Source organism: Microvirga vignae (genome assembly GCF_001017175.1).
Lineage (GTDB): Bacteria > Pseudomonadota > Alphaproteobacteria > Rhizobiales > Beijerinckiaceae > Microvirga > Microvirga vignae.
Genome location: NZ_LCYG01000014.1, coordinates 131356 through 156039, shown reverse-complemented (window position 1 = coordinate 156039; position 24684 = coordinate 131356). Strand labels below are relative to the sequence as shown.

At 62.7% G+C, this 24684-nt stretch carries 18 protein-coding genes, 1 tRNA gene and 1 pseudogene; 11 read left to right on the top strand and 9 right to left on the bottom strand.

What is annotated here, in order from left to right; translation table 11 throughout:
- Positions 1-6 precede the first annotated feature (6 nt).
- Positions 7-1542, bottom strand: coding sequence for a YifB family Mg chelatase-like AAA ATPase (locus AA309_RS04175; RefSeq protein WP_047187725.1), 1536 nt, complete (start codon positions 1540-1542; stop codon positions 7-9).
- 397 nt (positions 1543-1939) lie between these two features.
- On the opposite strand from AA309_RS04175, the gene AA309_RS04165 reads away from it, so the two are divergent.
- On the top strand, positions 1940-2395 hold the full coding sequence (locus AA309_RS04165; protein ID WP_047187723.1) for a response regulator: 456 nt from the start codon (positions 1940-1942) through the stop codon (positions 2393-2395).
- A gap of 9 nt (positions 2396-2404) precedes the next feature.
- Here the strand turns inward: AA309_RS04165 and mutS are convergent, their stop codons facing one another.
- Positions 2405-5131 (bottom strand): DNA mismatch repair protein MutS, encoded by a 2727-nt coding sequence (gene mutS / locus AA309_RS04160; RefSeq protein ID WP_047187722.1) that lies wholly within the window; start codon positions 5129-5131, stop codon positions 2405-2407.
- Between the two features lie 149 nt (positions 5132-5280).
- Here mutS and AA309_RS04155 point away from each other — a divergent pair, with 149 nt between their 5' ends.
- The 3 genes from AA309_RS04155 to hrpB all read left to right on the top strand — a co-directional run bounded on the left by AA309_RS04155 (position 5281) and on the right by hrpB (position 11231).
- On the top strand, positions 5281-7572 hold the full coding sequence (locus AA309_RS04155; protein WP_047187721.1) for an NADP-dependent malic enzyme: 2292 nt from the start codon (positions 5281-5283) through the stop codon (positions 7570-7572).
- 531 nt (positions 7573-8103) lie between these two features.
- Positions 8104-8724, top strand: a complete 621-nt coding sequence (locus tag AA309_RS04150; protein WP_047187720.1) for an HAD family hydrolase — start codon at positions 8104-8106, stop codon at positions 8722-8724.
- 41 nt (positions 8725-8765) lie between these two features.
- Complete coding sequence (gene hrpB, locus AA309_RS04145; protein WP_047187719.1) at positions 8766-11231, top strand: ATP-dependent helicase HrpB; 2466 nt, start codon at positions 8766-8768, stop codon at positions 11229-11231.
- Here hrpB and AA309_RS04140 read toward each other — a convergent pair.
- The 4 genes from AA309_RS04140 to aroA form a co-directional block, all read right to left on the bottom strand.
- Positions 11228-11605 (bottom strand): methylglyoxal synthase, encoded by a 378-nt coding sequence (locus AA309_RS04140; protein ID WP_047187718.1) that lies wholly within the window; start codon positions 11603-11605, stop codon positions 11228-11230. The genes hrpB and AA309_RS04140 overlap by 4 nt on opposite strands.
- Positions 11606-11611: 6 nt before the next feature.
- The gene (locus AA309_RS04135) at positions 11612-12412 is read right to left on the bottom strand and encodes a DUF1194 domain-containing protein (RefSeq protein WP_047187717.1); all 801 of its coding nucleotides are present in this window, start codon (positions 12410-12412) and stop codon (positions 11612-11614) included.
- A 77-nt stretch (positions 12413-12489) separates the two neighbouring features.
- Complete coding sequence (gene cmk / locus AA309_RS04130) at positions 12490-13113, bottom strand: (d)CMP kinase (RefSeq protein ID WP_047187716.1); 624 nt, start codon at positions 13111-13113, stop codon at positions 12490-12492.
- Between the two features lie 7 nt (positions 13114-13120).
- Positions 13121-14467, bottom strand: a complete 1347-nt coding sequence (aroA, locus tag AA309_RS04125; protein ID WP_047187715.1) for a 3-phosphoshikimate 1-carboxyvinyltransferase — start codon at positions 14465-14467, stop codon at positions 13121-13123.
- 172 nt (positions 14468-14639) lie between these two features.
- On the opposite strand from aroA, the gene AA309_RS04120 reads away from it, so the two are divergent.
- The 3 genes from AA309_RS04120 (at position 14640) to AA309_RS04110 (ending at position 17540) form a co-directional block, all read left to right on the top strand.
- Positions 14640-15017, top strand: coding sequence for a TIGR02300 family protein (locus tag AA309_RS04120; protein ID WP_084730841.1), 378 nt, complete (start codon positions 14640-14642; stop codon positions 15015-15017).
- A gap of 82 nt (positions 15018-15099) precedes the next feature.
- Positions 15100-15175, top strand: a tRNA-Ala gene (locus AA309_RS04115).
- 163 nt (positions 15176-15338) lie between these two features.
- Complete coding sequence (locus AA309_RS04110) at positions 15339-17540, top strand: malate synthase G (RefSeq protein ID WP_047187713.1); 2202 nt, start codon at positions 15339-15341, stop codon at positions 17538-17540.
- 50 nt (positions 17541-17590) lie between these two features.
- Here AA309_RS04110 and AA309_RS04105 read toward each other — a convergent pair whose 3' ends face one another.
- Both AA309_RS04105 and pxpB read right to left on the bottom strand, forming a co-directional pair.
- Positions 17591-18625, bottom strand: a complete 1035-nt coding sequence (locus tag AA309_RS04105) for a 5-oxoprolinase subunit C family protein (protein WP_047187712.1) — start codon at positions 18623-18625, stop codon at positions 17591-17593.
- A complete protein-coding gene (gene pxpB, locus AA309_RS04100; protein WP_047187711.1) occupies positions 18622-19344 on the bottom strand; it encodes a 5-oxoprolinase subunit PxpB in 723 nt (240 codons plus the stop codon). Before pxpB ends, AA309_RS04105 begins: the two co-directional genes overlap by 4 nt.
- A 219-nt stretch (positions 19345-19563) precedes the next feature.
- On the opposite strand from pxpB, the gene AA309_RS04095 reads away from it, so the two are divergent.
- The gene (locus tag AA309_RS04095; RefSeq protein ID WP_047187710.1) at positions 19564-20349 is read left to right on the top strand and encodes a 3-hydroxybutyrate dehydrogenase; all 786 of its coding nucleotides are present in this window, start codon (positions 19564-19566) and stop codon (positions 20347-20349) included.
- A gap of 126 nt (positions 20350-20475) precedes the next feature.
- Here the strand turns inward: AA309_RS04095 and AA309_RS04090 are convergent.
- Positions 20476-21304, bottom strand: a pseudogene (locus AA309_RS04090) (alpha/beta fold hydrolase).
- Between the two features lie 170 nt (positions 21305-21474).
- Here AA309_RS04090 and AA309_RS04085 point away from each other — a divergent pair.
- The 3 genes from AA309_RS04085 to AA309_RS04075 all read left to right on the top strand — a co-directional run bounded on the left by AA309_RS04085 (position 21475) and on the right by AA309_RS04075 (position 24679).
- Positions 21475-22548, top strand: a complete 1074-nt coding sequence (locus AA309_RS04085; RefSeq protein WP_047187709.1) for an extracellular solute-binding protein — start codon at positions 21475-21477, stop codon at positions 22546-22548.
- Between the two features lie 179 nt (positions 22549-22727).
- Positions 22728-23813: an ABC transporter ATP-binding protein gene (locus AA309_RS04080; RefSeq protein ID WP_047187749.1), complete on the top strand. Its 1086-nt coding sequence runs from the start codon at positions 22728-22730 to the stop codon at positions 23811-23813.
- Positions 23810-24679 (top strand): ABC transporter permease, encoded by an 870-nt coding sequence (locus AA309_RS04075; RefSeq protein ID WP_047187708.1) that lies wholly within the window; start codon positions 23810-23812, stop codon positions 24677-24679. Before AA309_RS04080 ends, AA309_RS04075 begins: the two co-directional genes overlap by 4 nt.
- The last annotated feature ends 5 nt before the right edge of the window (positions 24680-24684 follow it).

Sequence of the window (24684 nt, the reverse complement as noted above, 5' to 3'; positions counted from 1 at the left end):
AAGTTTTCATGCCGCCGAGCGGCGATCCGTGTGGGCGCGATAGGAGAGCGCCTCGGCTACATGGATGCGCCGCACACGCTCTTCCCCATCGAGATCGGCAAGTGTCCGGCCCACTTTCAGAACCCGGTGGAAGCCCCGTGCGGAGAGACGCATGGCATTGGCGGCATCGCGGATGAGCGACAATCCCTCCGAATCGGGTTGGGCCACCTCTTCCAGAAGGGCCGGCGGACAGGCTGCATTGGTGGTGATGCCTCTTTCTTTCAGGGCAGCGTAGCGCTTCTCTTGCAGCTTCCGGGCCGCGGCCACGCGGCGGGCAACCTGGGCCGAGCCTTCTTCCGGTGGCGGCAGGATCAGGTCAGTGGCTGTTACGGCTGGCACTTCGATGGCCAGGTCGATGCGATCGAGAAGCGGGCCTGAGAGCCGCGCCTGATATTGCGCGATACAGCGTTCGTTCGGCTGACGGCGGCAGACATAGCCGGGCTCCGTTGCCTGCCCGCAACGGCAGGGATTCATCGCTGCAACGAGTTGGAAGCGCGCCGGATAGGTCACCCGGTGATTAGCCCGCGCGATCAGGATCTCCCCCGTCTCCAAGGGCTGGCGCAGCGAATCGAGCACCTGCGGCTGGAACTCGGGCAGCTCGTCGAGGAAGAGGACGCCGTGATGGGCGAGCGAGGCCTCACCGGGCCGGGCATTGAGGCCACCGCCCACGAGGGCGGCCATGGATGCGGAATGGTGAGGGGCTCTAAAAGGCCGGCGGTTCGAGAGCGCGCCATCTGCCAAGAGACCTGCCACCGATTGGATCATGGAAACTTCCAGGAGCTCGCGGGGCGAGAGCGGCGGCAGGATGGAGGGCAGGCGCTGGGCCAGCATCGACTTGCCTGCTCCGGGAGGACCGCTCATTAAGAGATTGTGACCGCCAGCTGCTGCAATCTCCAGCGTTCGCTTGGCGCTTTCCTGCCCCTTGATATCGCGCAAGTCCGGCAAGGAGCTTGAGGCGGGCATGATCGCCGGCTCCGGTCGGCTCATGACCTGCGTGCCCTTGAAATGATTGGCGAGCTGAATGAGGGAGCGTGGGGCCAAGATTTCAAGCTCGCTGCTCGCCCAGGCGGCCTCGGAGCCGCACGCTTCCGGGCAGATCAGCCCGTGTTGCCGCTCGACGGCCGCCATGGCGGCCGGCAACACGCCCGCGACGGAGGTGATGGAGCCGTCGAGCGCCAACTCGCCTAACACTGTAAAGCCGTTGAGGGCATCACCCGGGATCGCCCCGATGGTGGCCATGACGCCGAGCGCAATGGGAAGGTCGTAGTGGCTACCTTCTTTGGGCAGGTCAGCAGGGGCCAAATTGACGGTGACGCGTTTGGCCGGGAGCGCGAGCCCTGAGGCGATGAGAGCCGAGCGCACCCGCTCGCGGGATTCCGCTACGGCCTTGTCGGGAAGGCCGACGATTATGAAGGCGACCGTGCCGGGAGAGATCTGCACCTGCACGTCAACCGCACGCGCTTCGATTCCCTCGAAGGCAACAGTGGAAACGCGCATGACCATCAGGCTGAACCTCCCGCAACAGGGCAACTTTAGCGTGGTCATGTGAAACGCGATAGTGTTTCTCTCTTTGATCGGTTAACGCTGTTCAGAACCTTTTGGGGGAGCCGCGGAACCCTCCCGAACTTATGACGTTGAGTCCGACTATTCCGGCAAAGCGGGTGATAGCCGGTTCAAGGGGATAATCCTTTCGTGGGTGGGAAGACGATCATGGCGGGGACCGATGCCATCGCAGTCGATGGCACTGAGCTTTCTCACGTCCCCATGACGATGGGACGCTTCAGAAAATTCTTGTGGAATTTGCAAGTTCGGCGGGTGCTGGAGCTGTTGACTTGGCGTGCGAGAAGGCCAGGTACAGCGGCTGGATTTCTCGCATGGGCGGATGCCGAGGAGACACGAGTTGAGTGAGGTGAAGCCTTTGCGCATCCTCATCGTCGAAGATGAGTTCCTCATCGCGCTGGAGCTCGAAAGCCTGCTCCAGGATGCAGGGCACGATGTGGTGGGGATTGCGGCCTCGTCCGAGGAGGCCATTGCGCTGGGCTGCGAGTTCTCACCTGATCTCGCCTTCGTCGATATTCACCTGGCCGACGGTCTCACCGGGATCGACGTGGCTCGTAAACTCTCCGACCAGCATCACGTGACCGTGCTGTTCATGACAGCCAATGCCAAGCGCATTCCTGAGGATTTCGCCGGTGCACGCGGCGTGATTGCCAAGCCCTATACGGAGCGTGGCGTGAAGGAGGCGCTGGCCTATATCACTGCCGAGCAGGAGCAGGAAACTGCCAGCGCCGATCGGATGACGTTCATCCCTTTTGATGTGACGAGCGCCGAGGACAGCAGCTCCAAGCGCTCCTGACCTGAATCTTCAACGTTGAGCCTTGAGACGATAGAGTGCGTCCAGCGCCTCTCTTGGGGTCATCTGATCGGGATCAAGCGCATCGAGCGCTTCACGCAAAGAATCCTTCTGGGGGGCTTTGACCGGTTCCGCACGTACCTGAGCGGCGAAGAGCGGAAGGTCGTCGACAAGCGCCCGCTTCGGATGTTCCCGGTCCGACTTCTCCAACTCGTTCAGGATCGTCTTGGCCCGGTCGACAACAGCAGTGGGAAGACCTGCGAGACGCGCGACCTGCAAACCGTAGGAACGGTCGGCTGCGCCCGGAACGACCTCGTGCAGGAAGACCACTTCGCCGTGCCACTCCGTGACTTTCAGCGTGGCATTGGCGATCCGCGGCAGACGTTCGGCAAGAGCCGTCAGTTCGTGGAAATGGGTGGCGAAAAGCGCACGGCAGCGATTGGACTCGTGCAGGTGTTCGATGGCGGCCCAGGCAATGGACAGGCCGTCGAAGGTGGATGTGCCGCGTCCGATCTCGTCGAGAATGACAAGGGAGCGCGCGGTCGCCTGATTGAGAATGGCAGCGGTTTCCACCATCTCGACCATGAAGGTCGAGCGGCCCCGCGCCAGATCGTCGGCTGCACCGACACGCGAGAAGAGACGGTCGACGACGCCAATATGCGCTTCTTTCGCCGGCACAAAGGAGCCCATCTGCGCGAGCACGACAATCAGTGCGTTCTGGCGCAGATAGGTCGATTTACCGCCCATGTTGGGGCCGGTGATCAGCAGAATGTGGCCCGCATCCTTCCCGGACAGATCGGAATCGTTGGCGATGAAGGCTGTCCCTTCGCGCTTGAGGGCCGCCTCGACAACCGGATGGCGGCCCTCCTTCGCCGTGAAGGTAAGACTCGTGTCGACGATGGGCCGCGTCCAGTCGAGGCGAACGGCGAGATCGGCGAGTGCTGCCGTCACGTCGATTACCGCAATCGCTTCGGCGGCGGAGGCAACATCGCTCGACAAATCGAGCAGTTCCTGCGTCACCGCATCGAACAGGCCGAGCTCGATTTTCAAGGCGCGGTCGGCAGCCGATGCGATCTTCGATTCAAGCTCGCCCAGCTCTTGCGTCGAAAAGCGCATTGCGCCCGCCATAGTCTGGCGATGGATGAAGGTATCCTTGAAGGGCTCCTTGAGCAGATCCTCCCCCACATTCTGCGGTACTTCCACGAAGTAGCCGATCATGTGGTTGTGTTTCACGCGTAAGGTGCGACAGCCTGTGTCATTGGCGTAGCGCGATTGAAGGGCTGCAATGAAGCGGCGAGAATCCTGCTGCAGCTCACGCAGCTCGTCGAGATTGGTGTCGTAGCCTGCACGAATGAAACCGCCATCGCGCTTCAGAAGAGGTAGTTCATCCGCAAGTGCCGCCGCGAGTTTGTCGGCTACATCCGTGCGCAAGGACTGAAGCTTTTGGGCATTTGCCGAGAGCTCCCTCGGCAGATTGGGTGCGATGGCCAGTTCAAGACCGAGTTCGCGCGCTGCGAACAATCCGTCGCGCACGCAAGCCAAGTCGCGCGGTCCGCCGCGCCCGAGGCTCAGGCGGGAGAGGGCGCGCGCCAGATCGGGCGAGCGTTTGAGGATGCGCCGCAGGCGCTCGCGCAGATCCGCGTTGTCCACAAGGAATTCCACGGCATCGTGACGCTCGCGGATCATACCCGGATCGGTGAGGGGGCCTGCCAGACGCTCTGCAAGGCAGCGCGCACCGCCCGGCGTGACGGTGCAGTCAATGGTGGCCAGCAGGCTGCCGGCGCGCTCGCCGGAAAGCGTGCGCGTGAGTTCGAGATTGGCGCGAGTTGCCGCGTCAATAGCTAGTGCTGCGCCTGCGTTCTCGCGTGAGGGTGGGTTGAGAACCGGGCGGCTGTCGATCTGGGTCTTCTCGATATAGAACAGCACGCTGCCCGCCGCCGTGATCTCGGCAGGGCCGAAGGAGCCGAAGGCATCAAGCGTCGCAACGGCGAAATATTCCTTCAGCCGCCGTTCGGCAGAGGCCGGGTCGAGACCTTCGCGGGACAGAGGCGTGATCGAGGCTCGCGTCTCGCGCCAGAAACTTGAAAGTTGCGGGTCGTCATGGATGACATCCGGCATCAGGATCTCGCGGGGCTCGAAACGGGCGATCTCCGCCGGTAAGCCTAAGGCATCCGTCTCACTGACCACGAAATGGCCCGTCGAGATATCGACGGCCGCAAGTCCATAACACCATTGCGTGTCGGAGACGCGGCGGCGGGCGATGGCGAGGAGAAAATTGGCACGGCCCGGCTCCAACAGGCGCTCTTCCGTAATGGTGCCAGGGGTAACAAGCCGCACCACGTCGCGGCGCACGACGGATTTGGAGCCTCGCTTCTTCGCCTCTGCCGGGTCCTCGGTCTGCTCGCAGACCGCCACCCGGTGGCCCAAGCCGATGAGCCGTTGGAGATAATCGTCCGCCCGGTCTACGGGCACGCCGCACATGGGAATGTCCTGCCCTTGGTGCTTGCCGCGCTTGGTGAGCACGATGCCGAGCGACTGGCTCGCGATCTCCGCATCCTCGAAGAACAGTTCGTAGAAATCTCCCATCCGGTAGAACAGCAAGCTGTCCGGATTGGCGGCCTTGATCTCGATATACTGCGCCATCATGGGCGTGACACGGCTGTCCTGGGCGGCTTTGAGGCCGGCAGGGGAGGTCTGTTCGGAGTTCTCGGGTGCTTGGTACAGAGCTTGAGACGACATCCGCCTTATGTAGCAAAGCCCGCTTTCCCTTTCACCCGTATCATGGGCGTTGAAGAGAGGGTGTGCACAAGTCTTGAGGCGGAGTGTCCTAGGCCTTAAGGTCGCATCCCCTCCGGAAACGCCCCTCTGGGCCAAAACACGACAGTTCCATGACCGACGAAACGCCCTCGACCCGCCGCAAACGCCCCACCTTCACCGACCAGGAAGCGTTGCAGTTCCATTCCCAAGGCAGGCCCGGCAAGCTCGAGGTAGTGCCGACCAAGCCCATGGCGACCCAGCGGGACTTGTCGCTCGCCTATTCGCCGGGCGTCGCAGTGCCAGTGCTGGCCATTGCGGAAAACCCGTCGCTCGCCTTCGATTACACCACCCGGTCCAACATGGTGGCGGTGATCTCGAACGGCACGGCGATCCTCGGTCTCGGCAACTTGGGCGCCTTGGCCTCCAAACCCGTGATGGAAGGCAAGTCGGTTCTCTTCAAGCGCTTCGCGGATGTGGATTCCATCGACCTCGAGGTGGATACGGAGGATGCGGATGCCTTCATCAACTGCGTGCGCTATCTCGGCCCGTCCTTTGGCGGCATCAATCTCGAAGACATCAAGGCGCCTGAATGCTTCATCATCGAAGAGCGCCTGCGGGAACTCATGGATATCCCCGTCTTCCATGACGACCAGCACGGCACCGCGATCATCGCGGCGGCAGGCCTCATCAACGCACTTCACCTGACGGGCCGCGACATGGCCAAGACTAAGCTCGTGGTGAACGGCGCTGGCGCTGCGGGCATTGCCTGCACCGAGCTTTTAAAGGCCATGGGCTTTGCGCCCAACAACGTGATCCTCTGCGACACGAAGGGCGTGATCTACAAGGGACGTACCGAGGGCATGAACCAGTGGAAGTCCGCGCATGCCGCCGACACGGATGCGCGCACCCTAGCCGACGCCTTGAAGGGGGCCGATGCCGTGTTCGGCCTCTCCGCCAAGGGCGCGTTCACGGATGAGATGATCCGCTCCATGGCGTCCAATCCGATCATCTTCGCCATGGCCAATCCCGATCCGGAAATCACGCCGGAGGAGGTGGCGCGCATTCGTGATGACGTGATCATCGCCACGGGCCGCTCGGATTATCCGAATCAGGTCAACAACGTTCTGGGCTTCCCTTACATCTTCCGTGGTGCGCTCGACGTGCAGGCCACCACCATTAACATGGAGATGAAGATCGCCGCCGCGCAGGCGATTGCGGAACTCGCGCGCGAGGACGTGCCGGACGAGGTCGCGGCCGCCTATCAGGGTGCACGTCCGCGCTTTGGCCGCGAATACATCATTCCCGTGCCGTTCGATCCACGCCTGATCCATACCATCCCGATGGCTGTGGCGCAGGCGGCGATGGATACCGGCGTCGCACGCCGTCCCATCGTCGACATGAAGGCTTACAAGGCGCACCTCTCCGCCCGCCGCGATCCTGTGGCCGGCACGCTCAACCGAATCTTCGAGCGCGTGCGCAAGATGCCCAAGCGCGTGGTGTTCGCGGAGGGCGAGGAGGAGAAGGTCATCCGCGCCGCGATCTCCTTCGTCAACCAGGGGCTTGGCCGTGCCATCCTCGTCGGGCGCGAGGAGCGGATTTTCGAGACGGCGGCTCAGGCCGGCATCGATCTCGAGGGCCGCGAAGGCATCGAGATTCACAATGCGCGGCTGTCCCATCGCAACAGCACCTATGCGCAGTTCCTCTACGAGCGCCTGCAGCGCAAGGGCTATCTGTTCCGCGATTGCCAGCGCATGATCAATCAGGACCGCAACCACTTTGCCGCCTCCATGGTGGCCCTGGGCGATGCGGATGCCATGGTCACGGGTGCGACCCGCAACTATTCCACGGCGCTGACCGACGTGCTCCACGTGATCGATCCCAAGCCTGGTCATCGCGTCATCGGCGTTTCGCTGTGCCTTGCGCGTGGCCGCACGGTTCTCGTTGCGGATACGGCCATTCACGAAATGCCGAGCGCGCAGGAAATCGCTGAGATCTCCATTGAGTCCGCAGGCGTTGCCCGTCGTCTCGGCTACGAGCCGCGCGTGGCGCTTCTGTCGTTCTCCACCTTTGGTCATCCCCGTGCTGAGCGCGCGGAGAAGATCCAGGAGGCCGTGCAGATCCTCGATGGTATGCGCGTCGATTTCGAATACGACGGCGAGATGTCGGCAGATGTGGCGCTCAATCGCGATCTGATGGCGCAGTATCCGTTCTGCCGCCTCACAGGTCCGGCGAACGTGTTGGTCATGCCTGCCTTCCACTCAGCATCGATCTCGACGAAGCTGTTGCAGGAGCTCGGCGGCGCCATGGTTATGGGTCCGCTGGTGGTGGGCCTCGACAAGCCGGTGCAGATCGTCTCGCTGGGTGCTACCGACAACGACATCGTCAACATGGCGGCTTTGGCGGCTTACAATATTGGCGGCTGATCGGCGTTACGGAGCATGTGATGTGTGATAGGCGGGGAGAGGGTCTCCTCGCTTGTCAGCACTCGCCTCGCCAGCTGGAACAATGAGGGCAGTGTCGCGGCTTTGACTGCTCCGCTCCTTCGGATCCATGCATCATCTCGATCTCGCCACGCTGAGAGTGATGCGTGGCGTGAGACATGAGCCGCAGACGAGTATCGCCCGCCTCGCGGATTACTGCATTGCGCCCGAGAGGCGTGGCCATGAACTGGCTGACGAGGGTGGAGAAGGTGCTGGAGGTAAGCCCCAGAAGCATGGCCGTGCGTCAATTCAGGCTTGTCCGAGATTGCCGCCACCCGTTCATATCAACTCTCGTCCCATGCTAAAGCGAGGGCAAAACGTAAAAGTCATGGGGTTAATCTGCCCGAGCTTCAGGAATGGTTCATCAGAAAAGTTATTGAGTTTCATTCCCTTCCAGGCAGCAGTGCCCATTTGACGAATGGCCTTACGGAGGCTGAAGGGATAAAGGCCTATCGATCAATCATGAGGGCAATTGTGAGCGCTCGCCAACCTACCAAAGTCGTGTTCGATATCGGCAATGTCCTGCTGCGCTGGGACCCACGGCATCTCTATCGTCAGATCTTCGAGGACGAGGAGGAGATGGAGTGGTTCTTAAGCCATATCTGCACCCACGACTGGAACGTGGAACAGGATCGTGGCCGGGATTGGGACGAGGCCGTGGCCCTTCTCGTGAAGGATCATCCGAAGCACGAGAGTGCGATCCGCGCCTTCCACGAGCGCTGGACGGAGACCGTGGAAGGTTCCTACGAGCAGAATGTAACCCTGCTTTTGCAGCTGCGGGAAGCCGGAGTGCCGAACTACTGCATCACGAACTTTTCGGGCCAGAAGTTTATTCTGGCAAAGCAGCGCTTTCCGTTCCTGGCGGACTTTGACGGCATCATCGTCTCAGGCGACGAGCGGCTCCTGAAGCCGGATCCGGCCATCTATTACCTCCTCTTCGACCGCTATGGTCTTGAGGCAGAGGATTGCGTGTTCATCGACGACTCGCGGGTCAATATCGAGGCGGCCGGTACTATCGGTATGCACGCGATCCATTATCCCGACGAGCAGGTCGATCTCGCCGCCGAGCTTCGGCGTTATGGCTTCCCGGTCTGACGACCGCTTGCTCTTGGACCCGGCTTGAGTCATCAGGCGGCATGCGCGCTTTTGACACCTCCCTTCCCATCGATGCGGTTCTTGGCCCTCTTACGGCGAGCCTATGCACACATGCCAATGCGGTGCTGGTTGCCCCGCCCGGTGCAGGCAAGACGACGCGCGTGCCACTCGTGCTGCTCGATGAGCCCTGGGTGCAGGGGAATAAGGTCATCGTGCTGGAGCCCCGTCGCCTCGCGGCGCGCGCCGCAGCCGAGCGCATGGCGCAAACGCTGGGCGAGCAGGTTGGCGAGACGGTGGGGCTTCGCGTGCGCCTCGGCTCCAAGATCAGCCGCAAGACGCGGATCGAGGTGGTGACCGAGGGCGTCTTCGCCCGCATGATCCTCGACGATCCGACCCTCGATGGCATCGCTGCCGTGCTCTTCGACGAGTTCCACGAGCGTTCGCTCGACGCCGATCTCGGCCTTGCCCTGGCGCTCGATGCACAGGGCGGTTTGCGCGAGGATCTGCGCCTGCTCGTGATGTCTGCAACGCTCGATGGCGCACGCGTCGCACGGCTGTTAGGCGATGCGCCGATGATTGAATCCGAAGGTCGCGCCTATCCGGTCGAAACGCGCTATCTCGGGCGCGATCCCAATCGACGGATCGAGGAGCAGGTGGCGGAGGCCGTCACGAGAGCCTTGCGCGCGGAGGGCGGCTCGGTCCTCGTCTTCCTGCCGGGGCAGGGTGAAATCCGCCGCGTCGAGACGCTTCTGCGCGAGCGCATCAGCGATCCCGCCATCGATATCGCGCCGCTCTATGGCGCGCTTGATCGTGGAGAGCAGGACCTCGCCGTAAGCCCTGCAAAGCCAGGGCGTCGCAAGGTGGTGCTCGCCACATCCATTGCTGAGACCTCCCTTACCATCGAAGGCGTGCGCATGGTGATCGATTCAGGTCTCGCGCGTGTGCCGGTCTATGAACCGAATATCGGCCTCACACGGCTTGAAACCGTGCGCGTCTCGAGTGCCGCAGCGGATCAGCGCCGTGGTCGCGCGGGGCGAACGGAGCCAGGCGTCTGCTACCGCTTGTGGGAAGAGGCAGCGACTGGGGCGCTCGAACCCTTCGTGCGGCCGGAAATCCTTGCTGCCGATCTCGCGCCGCTGCTTCTCGATTGCGCGGCGTGGGGTGTTACCGATCCCTCGACGCTCGCTTTTCTCGATCCGCCACCGGCTCCTGCGGTGAAGGAGGCACGCACTCTTCTTCAACAACTCGAAGCTCTCGATGGCGAAGGCCGCATCACGGAGACGGGGCGGCGCTTGCGCGGTCTGCCTCTGCCGCCGCGCTTGGCGCGCATGGTGCTGATGGCGGGCGAGAGCGGGCAGGCGCGCGATGCGGCGGATCTCGCCGCCGTTCTCGTAGAGCGCGGTCTTGGCGGCGATATGGTTGATCTGTCGGAGCGTGTTGAGCGCTTCCGTCGCGATCGTTCGCGCCGCGCGGAAGACATGCGGCGCATGGCTGACGGCTGGGCGAAGGCTCAGCCAGGCTCCGCCGAGGGCGCGCCGCGTTCGTTGGGCGCGCTGCTCACGCTCGCTTATCCAGATCGTCTTGCGAAAGCGCGCGGGAAGCCGGGTGAATATCTCATGGCCAATGGCCGTGGTGCATCGCTCGAAGCGCATGAACGTTTGGCCAAGGAGTCCTATCTCGCCATTGCCGAGATTGCAGGGGGCGCTGCCTCCGCGCGCATTCTCGCGGCCGCTCCGATTGCAATGGACGAGATCGAGGCCGCTTTCGGCGATCACATTAAGCAGACCGACGAGGTGGCCTTTGATCGCCAAGCCAGGGCGCTTCGCGCGCGCGGCGTGCGCCGTCTCGGTGCGCTCGTGTTCAACGAACGTCCGCTGAAAGTTCCGGCAACGGAGGAAGCCGCACGCGCCCTTGCCAAAGGTCTCGTCTCCTTAGGGCTCGATGCGCTGCCGTGGTCGAGAGCACTGGCGCAGTGGCGCGAGCGCGTGATGTTCCTGCGCAAGGCGGGAGGCGAGGAGTGGCCGGATCTCTCGGATGAGGCTTTGACCGAAACGGCCGAGGAATGGCTCGCGCCGCAGCTCACCGGCAAGACGAACCTCAACGATATCGGCCCCGATCTCTTGAGCGAGGCATTGCGCAGCCTCCTGCCGTGGAACCTTCAGCGGCGCCTCGATGCCGAGGCGCCGACTCATATCGAGGTGCCGACAGGCTCGCAGATCGCCATCGATTATGGCGCGGAAGAAGGGCCGGTCCTCGCCGTGCGCGTGCAGGAACTGTTCGGTCTCGACAGGCATCCCACCATCGCGGCGGGGCGCGTGCCGCTGATCCTCCATCTTCTTTCGCCCGCGCAGCGCCCCATCCAGATCACCCGCGACCTGCCTGGTTTCTGGCGCGGCTCATGGGCGGCGGTGCGTGCCGATATGCGCGGGCAGTATCCAAAACATCCCTGGCCGGACGATCCACTCACCGCGCCGCCCACACGACGCGCGAAGCCGCGAGGGACTTAATCTCTAAAAGACTCGATCAGCCGCTCCGCCGTGGCTCGGTTGAGCGCCATCGGGATGTTGTAGACGAGCGCGAGACGCATCAGCGCCTTTACGTCCACGTCGTGCGGATGGGGCGAGAGCGGGTCGACGAAGAAGAACAGGGTGTCGATCTTTCCTTCTGCGATCATCGCGCCGATCTGCTGGTCGCCGCCGAGAGGTCCACTCTTCAGGCGCGTGACAGAAAGGGAAGGGCAGCGCTCCATCACGCGTCCGCCGGTGGTGCCGGTGGCAAAGAGCGTGAAGGGGCGAATGTCGTTCTCGAACATGGCGACGAAATCGGCCATGTCATCTTTCTTGGCGTCGTGGGCCACGAGCGCCAAAGTCAGCTTCTTCATGAGAATTCAGTTGCTCCAGCGGTCACGCCACTGCATCTCGCCGGCTAGGCAGTTCGTGGTAGACGCGCTCTGAATGCGGTTGATGAGGGGAGGCAGCTCGAGCATGAGGTTGGCGATCTCAAGCAGGATCTTCGTCTTTATAGCCTCAATGAACTGGTCGCGCTCTCGAACGGGAACCGTGAAGGCCCCCTGGCCGCCGATCACGCAATCCTTGTAATAGACATCGAGTTCGGGGATGTCGAGATAACCGGGCTTGCGCAGCATGATCGGAAGCCCATTGATGGTAATCCCCTTGGCGAGTGCCTCATCACGCGCCTGCACCACGCCACGCCCCTGATTATTGGGGCCGTCGCCCGACACGTCGATCACCTGCCGTGTGGCTAGAACATCGCTGTTTTCGAGCAGCTTCACGCCGAAATCGATGGCGCCGGAAATCGAGGTGCGCTGCGCACGCCGTAACGGCGTCGAGGCGATCTTGTCCGCGAAGGCCATGAGGCTCTCGGGGTTGTCGAGGATCGTCCAGGGCACGATCACCTTCTGATCCGGTGATCCGGCCCATTCCATGTAGGTCACTGCGATCTTGCCCAGCATGCCGTTGCGGATGGCATCGTGAACCTGCGAAGAGCGGAAGGCTTGTGCAAAGCCCTCCCGCTGCAGAGCCTGCTCATCCGTGTCCATGGAGAAAGAGATATCGACGGCGATCACGAGAGCGAGGTCGACCTCGCTCTCGGCTTGGGCCGGCAGAGCAAGACAGGTCCACAGCAAGGCGAGTCCTGCTGCCAGATGGGTAAGCTTTGAGCGAACCATCGAATTCTCCTTAAGCGGAGGCGGACTGGTTCGCTCAGTGTGCCAGCTTCTGAAGCTGACGCAAGCTCACGTTATGGTTATGCGACCTTGGCTTTGACGAGATCGAGAGCTGCCTGGAAGGCTGCCTCGGCGTCGAGACGCGTTGTATCGAGGGTGATTGCATCTGCCGCGGGCTTCAGGGGAGCTGTCGCCCGGTTCATGTCACGCTCGTCGCGGCGCCGGATATCCCCGAGAATGGTCTCGTATTCCGTCTGCTCGCCTCTCTTCAGGAGCTCGAGGTGGCGGCGGCGAGCGCGCTCCTCGGGGGTTGCCGTAATGAAGAGCTTCACGTCCGCGTGAGGGCAGACCACAGTGCCGATATCCCGCCCGTCGAGCACGGCTCCAGGGGGCTGCTCGGCAAACTGGCGCTGGAAGGCAAGGAGCGCATCGCGAACGGGCTGATAGCCGGAAATCATGGAAGCCGCTTCGCCCATCTGGGCTCCCCGCAGGCGCGGATCATCGAGATGGGTCACGTCGAGGTTGAGCGCCACTTCGTGGGCTGCGTCCCGGTCAGTCAGGGCGATCTCCTGATCGAGCATCACACGCGCAACGGCCCGATAGAGCAGGCCGGTATCGAGATGCGCGAAGCCGAAATGTTCCGAGAGGCGCTTACCCAAGGTTCCCTTGCCCGAAGCGGCGGGGCCATCGATTGCGATGATCATGGGCGGCTTAGTCCTGAATCGTGGCGCCGAGTTCGCGCATGAGCGGGATGAAGGTGGGGAAGCTGGTGATGATCATGGCGCCATCGTCCACTGCCACAGGCTCCTGCGTGGCCAGACCCATCACGAGGAAGGACATGGCGATGCGGTGGTCGAGATGGGTCGCAACCGGGTTGCCGCCGCCGCGCACCGTTTTGGAGCCATGGACGATCAGGTCGTCGCCTTGAATTTCATGCTCGACGCCAGCTTCGGCGAGGCCTGCCGCCACGGCGGCCAAGCGGTCCGATTCCTTCACGCGCAGCTCGTGGAGGCCCTGCATGCGGGTGGTGCCTTCCGCGAAGGAGGCTGCGACCGCCAGGATCGGGTATTCGTCGATCATCGCCGGAGCCCGGCCATGAGGAACCGTGACGCCGGCGAGCTTGCTGTGGCGCACGCGCAGGTCCGCCACCGTCTCGCCGCCCTCCTCGCGCTCGTTCAGGCGCTCGATCGAGGCGCCCATCTCCAGGAGCGTGGTGATGAGACCCGTGCGCAGAGGGTTCATCATCACGCCTTCAAGGACGATGTCCGAGCCGGGGGTGATCAGTGCCGCCACCAGGGGGAAGGCGGCGGAGGAGGGGTCGGTGGGCACCACGATATCCGTGCCGCGAAGCTCGGGCTGGCCCTGGAGGGTGATGGCGCGGCCATCGGCGCCGTGGGGCGCGACCTCGACCGTTGCGCCGAAATGGCGCAGCATCCGCTCCGTGTGGTCACGGGTCGCCTCGCGCTCGATCACGGTGGTACGGCCGGGGGAATTGAGCCCCGCCAGCAGGATGGCCGACTTGATCTGGGCCGAGGCTGCCGGCGTCTCATAGGTGATCGGGATCGTTTCCTTAGGCCCGCGCAGGGTCAGGGGAACGCGGCCGCCCTCGGCTTCGCTCACCACCGTCACGCCCATCTGTACGAGCGGATCGAGGATGCGGCGCATGGGGCGCTTGCGGAGAGAAGCGTCGCCGTCGAACGTGGTGGTGATGGGATGACTTCCGGCTACGCCCATCATAAGGCGGGAGCCGGTACCTGCATTGCCGAAATCGAGGATGCCCTTGGGCTCGACCAGGCCGCCGATGCCCACGCCCTTCACGCGCCAGCGGCCTGGGGCCTCCCGAGTGATGGTGGCGCCGAGCGCCCGGCAGGCTTCGGCCGTGCGCAGCACGTCATCGCCCTCCAGAAGCCCCTCGACACGGGTTTCGCCAATGGAAAGAAGCCCAAAAATCATGGAGCGGTGGGAAATGGACTTGTCGCCGGGAACGCGGATGCGCCCTTTCAGGGCATTTCCAGACCTGCTGGAGACGGGGGAGGCAGGGCCATGCGCTTGCGACATTGTCTTAGTTCCTTAAGCCTTCTCTTCGAGGCGGGCTCTAACACGGGCATTTCGCGCCGTCACGTGCAAGGTGGCAGGAGGTGGCCCCTTCTATGCAATTTCCTATTTGACAAGGCCTCCCCTCATGACTAACGGGAGCGTTCCCAACCATCCACTCTAGAGGCAATCACCCGTGGCCAAACCGGAACTCGGCTTGAAGCGCCAGTGCATGAGCTGCGGCGCGAAATTCTACGATCTCAACAGGGACCCGGCGGTCTGCCCGAAATGCGGCACCGTCTTCCAGGCTGTTGCCCTGAGCCGCGCCGCTGCGCCCGCGGTCGCTCGCTCCTCCGATGATGACGAGGATACCGAGCTGGAAACCGTCGGGCCGGAGATGGTCTCCCTCGATGAGGTCGAGGCCGGCGAAAACGAGAAGGACATCCCGGTCGATGACGATATCGACGTGGGCGATGACGACACCGACGACACCTTCCTCGAGGACGAGGAAGAGGGCGACGATGACGTGTCGGATCTGATCGATAGCGATCTGGAAGACGACGAAGAGGCTTGAACCTCGTCGAATAGACGACTATAGAGACGCCGCTGCTTCGGCAGTGACCCGCCGCAGTGCCCCAAACACCGCGGACTTCGATGGGGCCATAGCTCAGCTGGGAGAGCGCTTGCATGGCATGCAAGAGGTCGGCGGTTCGATCCCGCCTGGCTCCACCAAATTTTCCTCAAAAAGGCCGCCCTCTCGGGCGGCTTTTTTGTTGTTTCGCCTCATCTTGGCGGTGCATCAGCCCTTTGTCTCATGGAAAGGGCAGCGATCTTCATTTTTAGTCGCTTCGCCTTAAGCTAAGGCAAGGATGTTCACTCCACGAAAGCGGGAACAATGACGCGCGTCCAGACGAACGGCCTCCAGGTTGCACCGGTTCTTCATGATTTCATCGAGCGAGAGGCCCTGAACGGGACAGGCGTATCCCCCGACGCCTTCTGGAAGGGCTTGGCCGGTCTCGTAAAGGAATTCGCGCCGCGCGACCGCGAGCTTCTCGCCGTCCGCGACAAGATCCAGGCGCAGATCGACGATTATCACCGTGCTCGCGCCGGACAAGCCTTCGATCAGGCCGATTACGAGCGCTTCCTGCGCGAGATCGGCTACGTGTTGCCGGAGCCCGAAGATTTTTCCGTCAGGACGCAGAACGTGGATGACGAGATCGCCCGCATCGCCGGTCCCCAGCTCGTGGTGCCGGTCTCCAACGCCCGCTATGCGCTCAACGCCGCCAATGCCCGCTGGGGCAGCCTCTACGATGCCCTCTACGGCACGGATGCGATCCCAGAGGAGGGCGGTGCAATGCGCTCCGGCGCCTACAACAAGGTGCGTGGCTCCAAGGTGGTGGCCCGCGCCCGCGAGCTGCTCGACCAAGCGGCTCCGCTCGCCAAGGGCAGCCACAAGGATGCCGTTGCATATGTGCTTCAGGGCGGCGCTCTCGCCGTTAAGCTCCAGGGTGGCAGCGAGACGGGGCTGAAGGATGCGGCCCAGCTGGCCGGCTACCAGGGCGATGCGGCGAACCCCTCCGCCGTGCTGTTGCGTCACAACAACCTGCATATCGAGATCAAGATCGATCGCTCGAACCCGATCGGCGCGGATGACCCGGCGGGGGTGGCGGATCTCGTGATCGAATCGGCCGTGTCCACCATCATGGATCTGGAGGACAGCGTCGCGGCGGTGGACGCAGAGGACAAGGTGCAGGTCTATCGCACCTGGCTCGGTCTGATGAAGGGCGACCTCGTCGAGAGCTTTGAGAAGGGCGGCCGCACCGTCGAGCGCAAGCTGAATCCTGATCGCGTCTATGCCGCGCCGAATGGCGGCGAGGTTCGCCTGCATGGCCGCAGCCTCATGCTGGTGCGCAATGTGGGCCACCACATGTTCACCGATGCGGTGCTGGACGAGGCGGGCAAGGAAATCCCTGAGACGATTCTCGACGCTGCCGTCACTTCGCTGATCGCGATTCATGATCTGAAGAGCATGGGTACGCTGCGCAACAGCCGCACGGGTTCGGTCTATATCGTGAAGCCCAAGATGCACGGGCCGGACGAAGTGGCCTTCGCCAGCGATCTGTTCGCTGCCGTGGAGGACATGTTGGGTCTCCCGCGCAACACGCTCAAGATGGGCATTATGGACGAGGAGCGCCGCACGACGGTCAACCTCAAGGCCTGCATCAAGTCTGCCGCCGAGCGCATCGTGTTCATCAACACGGGCTTCCTCGACCGCACGGGCGACGAGATCCACACCTCGATGGAAGCCGGCCCCATGATCCGCAAGAACGACATGAAGTCGACGGCGTGGATCAAGGCCTACGAGGACAACAACGTGGATGTGGGCCTGCTCTGCGGCCTTCCGGGCCACGCGCAGATCGGCAAGGGCATGTGGGCCGCGCCCGACAAGATGGCGGACATGATGGCGCAGAAGATCGGCCATCCGCAGGCAGGCGCCAACACTGCCTGGGTGCCGTCGCCCACGGCCGCGACGCTGCATGCGCTGCACTATCATCAGGTGGACGTCCAGGCACGTCAGGCCGAGTTGAAGTCGCGCTCGCGCGCAAAGCTCTCCGACATCCTGACCATTCCGGTATCGCAGTCGAACTGGGCGCCGGATGCCGTGCAGCAGGAGCTCGACAACAATTGCCAGGGCATTCTCGGCTACGTGGTGCGCTGGATCGACCAGGGCGTCGGCTGCTCCAAGGTGCCGGACGTGCACGATGTGGGCCTGATGGAAGATCGTGCGACTTTGCGCATCTCCAGCCAGCACCTCGCCAACTGGCTGCGCCACGGCATCGTCACGCAGGATCAGGTGATGCAGACCCTGCGCCGCATGGCTCAAGTTGTGGACCGTCAGAATGCAGGCGATCCGTCCTACAAGCCGATGGCGCCGGGGCTCAACGGCCCCGCCTTCCAGGCGGCCTGCGATCTCATCTTCAAGGGCGTCGAGCAGCCCAACGGCTACACCGAGTGGGTTCTCCACGCGCGCCGTCGTGAGGCGAAAGCCCTGGGCGCCGCGGATCGCTCGGATGAGAGCGGTGTCAAGACGAAGTAAGCAAGGCGAAGTAAGAATGAGCGGGGCGCCATAAGGTGCCCCGAACTTTTTCAAGCAGAGTGATCGGACGCCTTGTGAGACAACGCATCCACCATACCGCCGATCAGGTTCGTGCTCAAAAGATGCTCCGTTGTGAGATCGAAGCGCAGCGGCACGAGAGCGGAGGGAAGCGCGGCAATCCATTCCTTCATCTGGCGCGCGGCTGCGACCGCTTCTTCACGCGACGCAGCACGGAAACGCACAGGTGAGCCGGGGCGCATCTGCGCAAAGCGTGCGAGATCGGCGCTGATGATGGTGGCGATCTTCGGGTAGCCGCCTGCCGTTTGCCGGTCGCGCATGAGCACGATGGGAAGTCCGCTGCCCGGCACCTGGATGTGGCCGTCCACGATGCCATCCGAGACGATATTGAAACCCTTTGCATGTTCGAGCTGAGGGCCGTTGAGCTGAAAGCCCATGCGGTCGGCCTGAGGGCTGATGACGAACTCGGCGCTCAGGAAAGTGCGGATCGCATCTTCGGTGAAGTAATCGTCCTGCGGTCCCATCATCACGCGAATGGGGCCAGTCTCTTGCGACGGATCGAGGGGCAGATGCATCGGCGCCCGATCCTGCTTATCCGGCTTGCAGGGAAGGCGGTCGCCCGCCTTCAGCGGCTCACCCTTCAACCCACCAAGACGCGAACGCGGATGGAAGGACAAGCTGCCGAGCTGCGGTTCGATAAGGAAGCCGCCTGCGACGGCAAGATAGGCGAAAGTGCCGGTGCGTGCATGGCCGACCTGCAGCGTATTGCCTTCTCGCAGAGCGATGGTTGTGTTGGGCTCAACGAGCACATCGTTGATGCTGGCGGTGCAGCCTGCACCCACGAGGGCCAAACGCAATTCGCCCCCCTCGCAGGTAAGGATGCCGCCGAGATTCATGAACTCGACGGCCGCTGTTTCCGGCGCGTTGCCGACGAGCGCATTCGCCATGGCAAGATATCGGCGATCCATCGCGCCGGACGGCGAGACGCCGAAGCGCTGATAGCCGATGCGCCCCCAATCCTGCAGGCTCGTCATCGGGCCGCAGCTTTTCACGACGAGGCTCGTCATCCTCGCACCCGCTCAGCAACAGACTCGCCGGCCAGCGCTGCTTTTTCTAGCGCATCCCAACGCGCGGAATCGATGGGCTCGAACACGATCTCGTCTCCGGTCGTGAAGAGAAAGACGGGGTCTCGCTCGGGGGCGTAGCTCAACACCGGTGTGCGTCCCAGAAGATGCCAGCCGCTCGGCATTTCCATGGGCACGATGCCCGCCTGCTCGCCGCCGATCATGATCGAACCGCTTGGAACCTTCAGGCGCGGCTGAGTGCGGCGCGATGTGGCAATGCGCGGATCGAGACCGCCGAGATAGGCGAAGCCCGGCAGAAAGCCGATCATGTAGATCCGGTAGACGGCGTTAGAATGGATCTCGATGACTTGGGATGGCGTCAGGCTATGGCGCTGCGCCACATCCTCCAGATCAACCCCGTACTCGCCGCCATAAACCACCGGAACGCGCCAGCGCGTGCCTGTCGAACTTTGCGGCTGCAGATCGCGCGCGACCCCTTCGATCTGGCGAATGAGCGCCTCGTAATCCGTCACAGTGGGGTCGAATTGCAGCGTGAGGGAACGATAGGTGGGGACGGTCTCGATGAGCCCCACTGGCGGGCTTGCCCGCAGCAGGGCATCGAGCGCGAGCACCTTACCATTGAGTTCAGGATCAATCGCGCTTCCGAACTCGACCGTCAGGGCACTGTCGCCGCAGGGAAGGAACCGTGGTGTCTGCACCATTCACCCATTCAATCATCGCCCCAAACCTCTCTCATATTGCAGGGGGAGCGACAATGGAAAGGTTGCCCTTGCGCCATGCCTCCGGGGCGGAAAAGCATGGCTTCCGACCGTCGGCGAGGTATGCTCCTTTTTGCTAGACTCAACTCCACTTCCCCCTTCGTGCTATGTGAGCCCTCACCCAAAAGCCCTGAGGCCTTAAAAGCCCATGCGGAGTAGACCATGACCTTGAAATCGAAGAACGCCGTCGTCACCGGCTCCACCAGCGGTATCGGCTTGGCCATTGCCCGGGCGCTCGCCAAGGAAGGCGCGAACGTGGTCATCAACGGCCTCGGCGATGCGGCCGAGATCGAGAAGACCCGCGCCGCCATCGAGAGCGAGTTCGGCGTGAAGGCCGTCTATTCGCCCGCCAACATGCTCAAGGCCGGTGAGATCGCCGACATGATCCATCAGGCCGAGAGGACTCTCGGCAGCGTCGACATTCTCGTCAACAACGCAGGGATTCAGTTCGTCTCGCCTGTCGAGGAGTTCCCCATCGAGAAGTGGGATCAGATCCTCGCGATCAATCTCTCCTCCGCCTTCCACGCCATCCGCGCTGCGGTTCCTGGTATGAAAGCGCGCAAGTGGGGGCGGATCATCAACACGGCCTCGGCCCACTCCCTGGTGGCCTCGCCCTTCAAGTCTGCCTATGTGGCTGCCAAGCACGGCATCGCGGGCTTGACCAAGACCGTGGCGCTGGAGGTGGCGACGCATGGCATCACTATCAACTGCATCAGCCCCGGCTATGTCTGGACACCTCTCGTCGAGAACCAGATTCCTGACACCATGAAGGCGCGCGGCCTCACCAAGGAGCAGGTCATCAACGACGTTCTGCTTGAGGCGCAGCCCACCAAGCAGTTCGTGACCGTCGATCAGGTGGCGGCTCTCACCGTGTTTCTCTGCTCGGATGCGGCGAGCCAGATGACCGGCACCAACCTGTCCATGGATGGCGGCTGGACCGCGAAGTAAGCCGCGCCATCGTCATCCCGGACGCCGCAAGGCGATCCGGATCGCGTGACAAGAATGGCGCAATGTCTGGCAAGCGATCCCGGGTTCCGCTGGCGTGGCCCCCGGGAGATGCTTGTTCGATGGAGGTCACCCTCTCGCGAAAGCGTCCGTCGCCTCGATGAGGTGATGAGTGATGCCGGGCTCGCTCACCGCATGGCCTGCGTCAGGCACCATAACGAACTTCGCCTCGGGCCAGGCCTTGTGCAGGTCCCATGCGGTCTTGGCCGGCGTGGCGATGTCGTAGCGACCCTGGATGATGACCCCGGGAATGCCTCTGAGCTTATAGGCATCGCGGATCAGCTGCCCGTCCTCGAACCAACCTCCATTGACGAAGTAGTGGTTCTCGATGCGCGCGAACGCGATGGCATAGTGTGGATCGCCGAACTGGTCGCTGAATTCCTGGTTGTGGAGAAGGGTGATGGTCTCGCCTTCCCACAGGCTCCAGGCCCTCGCAGCCTCCGCTTGAACGGCGGGGTTCGGGTCCGTCAGGCGCTTTCGATAAGCGGCCATCATGTCCCCGCAGCACCAGTTCCATGACGCGCTCCGGGTGCGTTTCCGCATAGGCAAGGGCGAGGGTTGAGCCCCAGGAGCCACCGAACACCATCCACTTGTCCACACCAATCATCTCGCGCAGGCGCTCGATATCGGCCACCAGATGCCATGTGGTGTTGGCGTCCAAACTCGCATAGGGCGTCGAGCGCCCGCACCCGCGCTGATCGAAAAGCAGGATCCTGTACTTCTCGGGGTTGAACAGCCGGCGCTGGGTCGGCGAGCACCCACCGCCAGGGCCGCCATGGAGAAACACTATCGGTTTGCCATTGGGGTTGCCACACAATTCCCAATAAACCCGATGTCCGTCGCCTACATCGAGCATGCCGTGATCGTAGGGTTCGATTTCAGGATAGAAGGTGCGCATGGCGAAAAAGGCTCCGGAAAGCAGAGCTTATCCATACCGGTGGGGCAGGGGGCTGTCACCCACCGAAGGGTCACTGAGCCGGCTTCAGAACCCCCTAGCGTGTCGTTTCACTGTCATATAACTTTGCAACTGGGGAACAGGGTAATAGCCCGACCACACTGGAGGATGACATGTTGACCAAGCGCGCCAGCCTGAAACTGGCTACGGCTTTCGCCGCTCTGATGATTGCCGGTACGGCACAGGCGGCCGAGAAGCTCCGGCTCCTGACCTGGGCGGATTACGTGCCGAAGGATGTCGTGGAGCAATTCACGAAGGAAACCGGCATCGAAGTCGAGATCACGCTCTCGAACAACGAGGAAATGATCTCCAAGCTGCGCGCCACGCAAGGAGCGGGCTTCGACCTCGCCCAGCCGAGCCAGGACCGCATCTCCGGCCCGCAGGCCGAGTTCGGCATCTACAAGCCGCTTGATCTCTCCAAGCTCAAGTCCGACCTCTTCATTGCCTCCATGCTCGAGGCCACCAAGAAGAACACCACCGTCGACGGCAAGGTCTACGGCGTTCCGCACATCTGGGGCACCGACGGCCTCGTCGTGAACACGAAGGCCGCTCCGAAGGTCGCCGACTACAACGACCTCTGCGATCAGGCTCTCGCCGGCAAGACCAGCTTCCGCGCGAAGCGTCCGGCTCTTATCGCCTTCGCCTTCGCCAACGGCATGGATCCCTTCGCCGCTTACGGCGATGCCAAGGCCTATACCGCGATGATGGAGAAGGTCGGCGCCAAGCTCGCCGAGTGCAAGAAGAGCGTGAAGTTCTTCTGGGACGGCAAGGATCAGCTTCTCAATGCGCTGCGCTCCGGTGAAGTCGTCGCCGCCATGGCGTGGGATACGGGCGGCTGGAAGCTGAACTCCGAAAGTGCGGACATCAAGTTCATTGCTCCCAAGTCGGGCGCTCTGGGCTGGGTCGACACCTTCGCCATTCCGGCCAAGGGCCGCAACGACGATGCCGCCTACAAGTGGATCAACTTCAACATGCGTCCTGAGATCGCTGCGAAGGTCGCCGCTTCCGCCGGCAACTTCACGGCTTCGAACGGCGCCGACAAGCTCATGCAGGGCAAGCTGAAGGATCAGTTTGCCGAGAGCTTCCCGAAAGCCGCGATCGACAACATCAAGTGGTATCCGGCAGTGCCGGCTGGGCTCGAAGAGATCGAGGGCAAGATTCTCGACCGTCTGAAGGCTGGTTCTTAAAGCCCTCCTTCGATTGACCAACATCCCCCGGCTAAGCATCGGACCCAAAAGTGGACTTGCGCTCTTGGGATCAATCCGATGCTCCCTTCACAGAGCAGCGCATCGTGTTACGCGGAAAACCGGGCTCACTTTTCCGCACGATGCGCTGGCCCGGGGATGCCTCTTTCTGGCGCACGTCCATGGCACATTCCACCGATCTCGATCTCGTCAACGTCACCAAGCGTTTCGGCTCCCATGCGGCCGTCAATGATGTGAGCTTCAGCGTCGCTCCCGGCGAGTTCTTCTCCATTCTCGGACCGTCAGGCTGCGGCAAGACGACCTTGATGCGCATGATCGCTGGCTTCGAGCATCCGACGTACGGCGACATCCGTATTCGCGGCAGGTCGATGATCGGCGTTCCGGCCAACAAGCGCCCGGTGAACATGGTTTTCCAGAGCCTTGCGCTCTTCCCGATGATGAGCGTCGGCGAGAACGTTGCCTATGGCCTAACCTGCCGCGGTGTGTCCCGCGCGGAGGCCGAAGGACGCGCCAATCGCATGCTGGAGCGTGTGGGTCTGAAAGGTTTCGGCGACCGGCGCGTAACGGCTCTCTCCGGTGGTCAGCGGCAGCGCGTTGCCATTGCCCGATGCCTCGTTCTCGAGCCGACGCTCGTACTCCTCGACGAGCCGCTCGGCGCGCTCGATCTCAAGCTGCGCGAGCACATGAAGATCGAGTTGAAGCAGCTGCAGGCAACCTTCAACACCACCTTCGCCTACATCACGCACGATCAGTCCGAAGCGCTGGTCATGTCCGACCGCATTGCCGTGATGAACCAGGGCCAGTTCGAGCAGGTGGGAAGCCCGCGCGAGCTCTATCACAATCCCGTAACGCCGTTTGTCGCGAGCTTCGTCGGTGAGACGAACAAATGGCATGGCGAAGCGGCTTTCACCTCCAACGGATCCGTTGCCGTTCGCCTGCCTTCCGGTACGGTAATCCAGGGACAAGGCAAGATGGCGGATAAAGCAACGCTTGCCTTCGTGCGTCCCGAGGCAATTGCATTGGCGCAGGACTCGTCCGCATTGAGCGGCCTGCCCAATAAGTTCGAGGGCCGCGTTTCGGCGGTTCTGTTCGATGGCGCGAATTCGAGCCTGCTCATCGACACCGCCGGTTTCGATCAGCCCGTTCGTGCGGTGCTGCCGCAGGCTGGTCCGCTTGCCGGCCTCACGGTCGGTGCGCCGATCCATGTGGGTTGGACGGCGGATGCCATGAAGGTCTTTGCCGCATGAGCAAGAAACCGGCCCAGAGCCTGACGCTCTTCCTGCTCCTGGCTCCGGCCATTCTGTGGCTGGGCCTGCTCATCGTGCTTCCGCACGTGGAGATCCTTGTTCTCTCCTTCAGCGAGAGGGTGGCACCGCGCGTCTATGCCTTCGGCTTCGGCAACTATCTCGAGTTCTTCACCGAGCCGCTCTATTGGCGCACCTTCGCGCGCACGGCGACCATGTCGATCATCGTCACTGCGCTCACCCTCGTGCTCGCCTTTCCCATTGCGCTCTACATCGCCCGTGTGGCGCGAGGCCGCCTGAAGGCGATGCTGCTGCTGCTCTGCCTTCTGCCCTTCTGGGTGTCGGAACTCGTCCGCACACTCGGCTGGATGATGCTGCTGCGCGAGACAGGCGTGATTTCCTACGTGCTCCAGGCCATTGGGGTGACGGACCAAAGGATCGAGTTTCTCTACAACGATGGCGCGGTGATCCTCGGCCTCGTCTATGGCGGCCTGCTCTTCATGATCGTGCCGCTTGCCAATGCCCTTGAGAGCCTGGAGCCGTCCGTCGTCGAGGCCGGTTTCGATCTCGGTGGCAGTCGCTGGACAGTGCTGCGCCGTATCGTCATTCCGCACGCGATGCCGGGCATCGTGGCGGGCTCGATCATCGTGTTCATGCTCACCGTCGGCAATTTCGCGACGCCGGTGCTGTTAGGGGGCAAGAACGGCCTGTGGTTCACGGAGCAGATCTACGCGCAGTTCATCACGCGCTTCAACTGGCCGCAGGGTGCCGCCTTCGGCATGCTCCTTCTCGTGCTGTCCTCCGCCATCGTCTGGGCAGGACTTCGCCTCACCGGGCAGAGCCTGGGCACCACCTTGAAGCAGGCTTAGAGTGC

Coding starts and splice junctions, on each gene's coding strand:
- AA309_RS04175 (WP_047187725.1), bottom strand. CDS start 1,542: ATGGTCATGCGCGTTTCCACTGTTGCCTTCGAGGGAATCGAAGCGCGT.
- mutS (WP_047187722.1), bottom strand. CDS start 5,131: ATGTCGTCTCAAGCTCTGTACCAAGCACCCGAGAACTCCGAACAGACC.
- AA309_RS04155 (WP_047187721.1), top strand. CDS start 5,281: ATGACCGACGAAACGCCCTCGACCCGCCGCAAACGCCCCACCTTCACC.
- hrpB (WP_047187719.1), top strand. CDS start 8,766: ATGCGCGCTTTTGACACCTCCCTTCCCATCGATGCGGTTCTTGGCCCT.
- AA309_RS04140 (WP_047187718.1), bottom strand. CDS start 11,605: ATGAAGAAGCTGACTTTGGCGCTCGTGGCCCACGACGCCAAGAAAGAT.
- AA309_RS04135 (WP_047187717.1), bottom strand. CDS start 12,412: ATGGTTCGCTCAAAGCTTACCCATCTGGCAGCAGGACTCGCCTTGCTG.
- cmk (WP_047187716.1), bottom strand. CDS start 13,113: ATGATCATCGCAATCGATGGCCCCGCCGCTTCGGGCAAGGGAACCTTG.
- aroA (WP_047187715.1), bottom strand. CDS start 14,467: ATGTCGCAAGCGCATGGCCCTGCCTCCCCCGTCTCCAGCAGGTCTGGA.
- AA309_RS04110 (WP_047187713.1), top strand. CDS start 15,339: ATGACGCGCGTCCAGACGAACGGCCTCCAGGTTGCACCGGTTCTTCAT.
- AA309_RS04105 (WP_047187712.1), bottom strand. CDS start 18,625: ATGACGAGCCTCGTCGTGAAAAGCTGCGGCCCGATGACGAGCCTGCAG.
- pxpB (WP_047187711.1), bottom strand. CDS start 19,344: ATGGTGCAGACACCACGGTTCCTTCCCTGCGGCGACAGTGCCCTGACG.
- AA309_RS04095 (WP_047187710.1), top strand. CDS start 19,564: ATGACCTTGAAATCGAAGAACGCCGTCGTCACCGGCTCCACCAGCGGT.
- AA309_RS04085 (WP_047187709.1), top strand. CDS start 21,475: ATGTTGACCAAGCGCGCCAGCCTGAAACTGGCTACGGCTTTCGCCGCT.
- AA309_RS04080 (WP_047187749.1), top strand. CDS start 22,728: ATGGCACATTCCACCGATCTCGATCTCGTCAACGTCACCAAGCGTTTC.
- AA309_RS04075 (WP_047187708.1), top strand. CDS start 23,810: ATGAGCAAGAAACCGGCCCAGAGCCTGACGCTCTTCCTGCTCCTGGCT.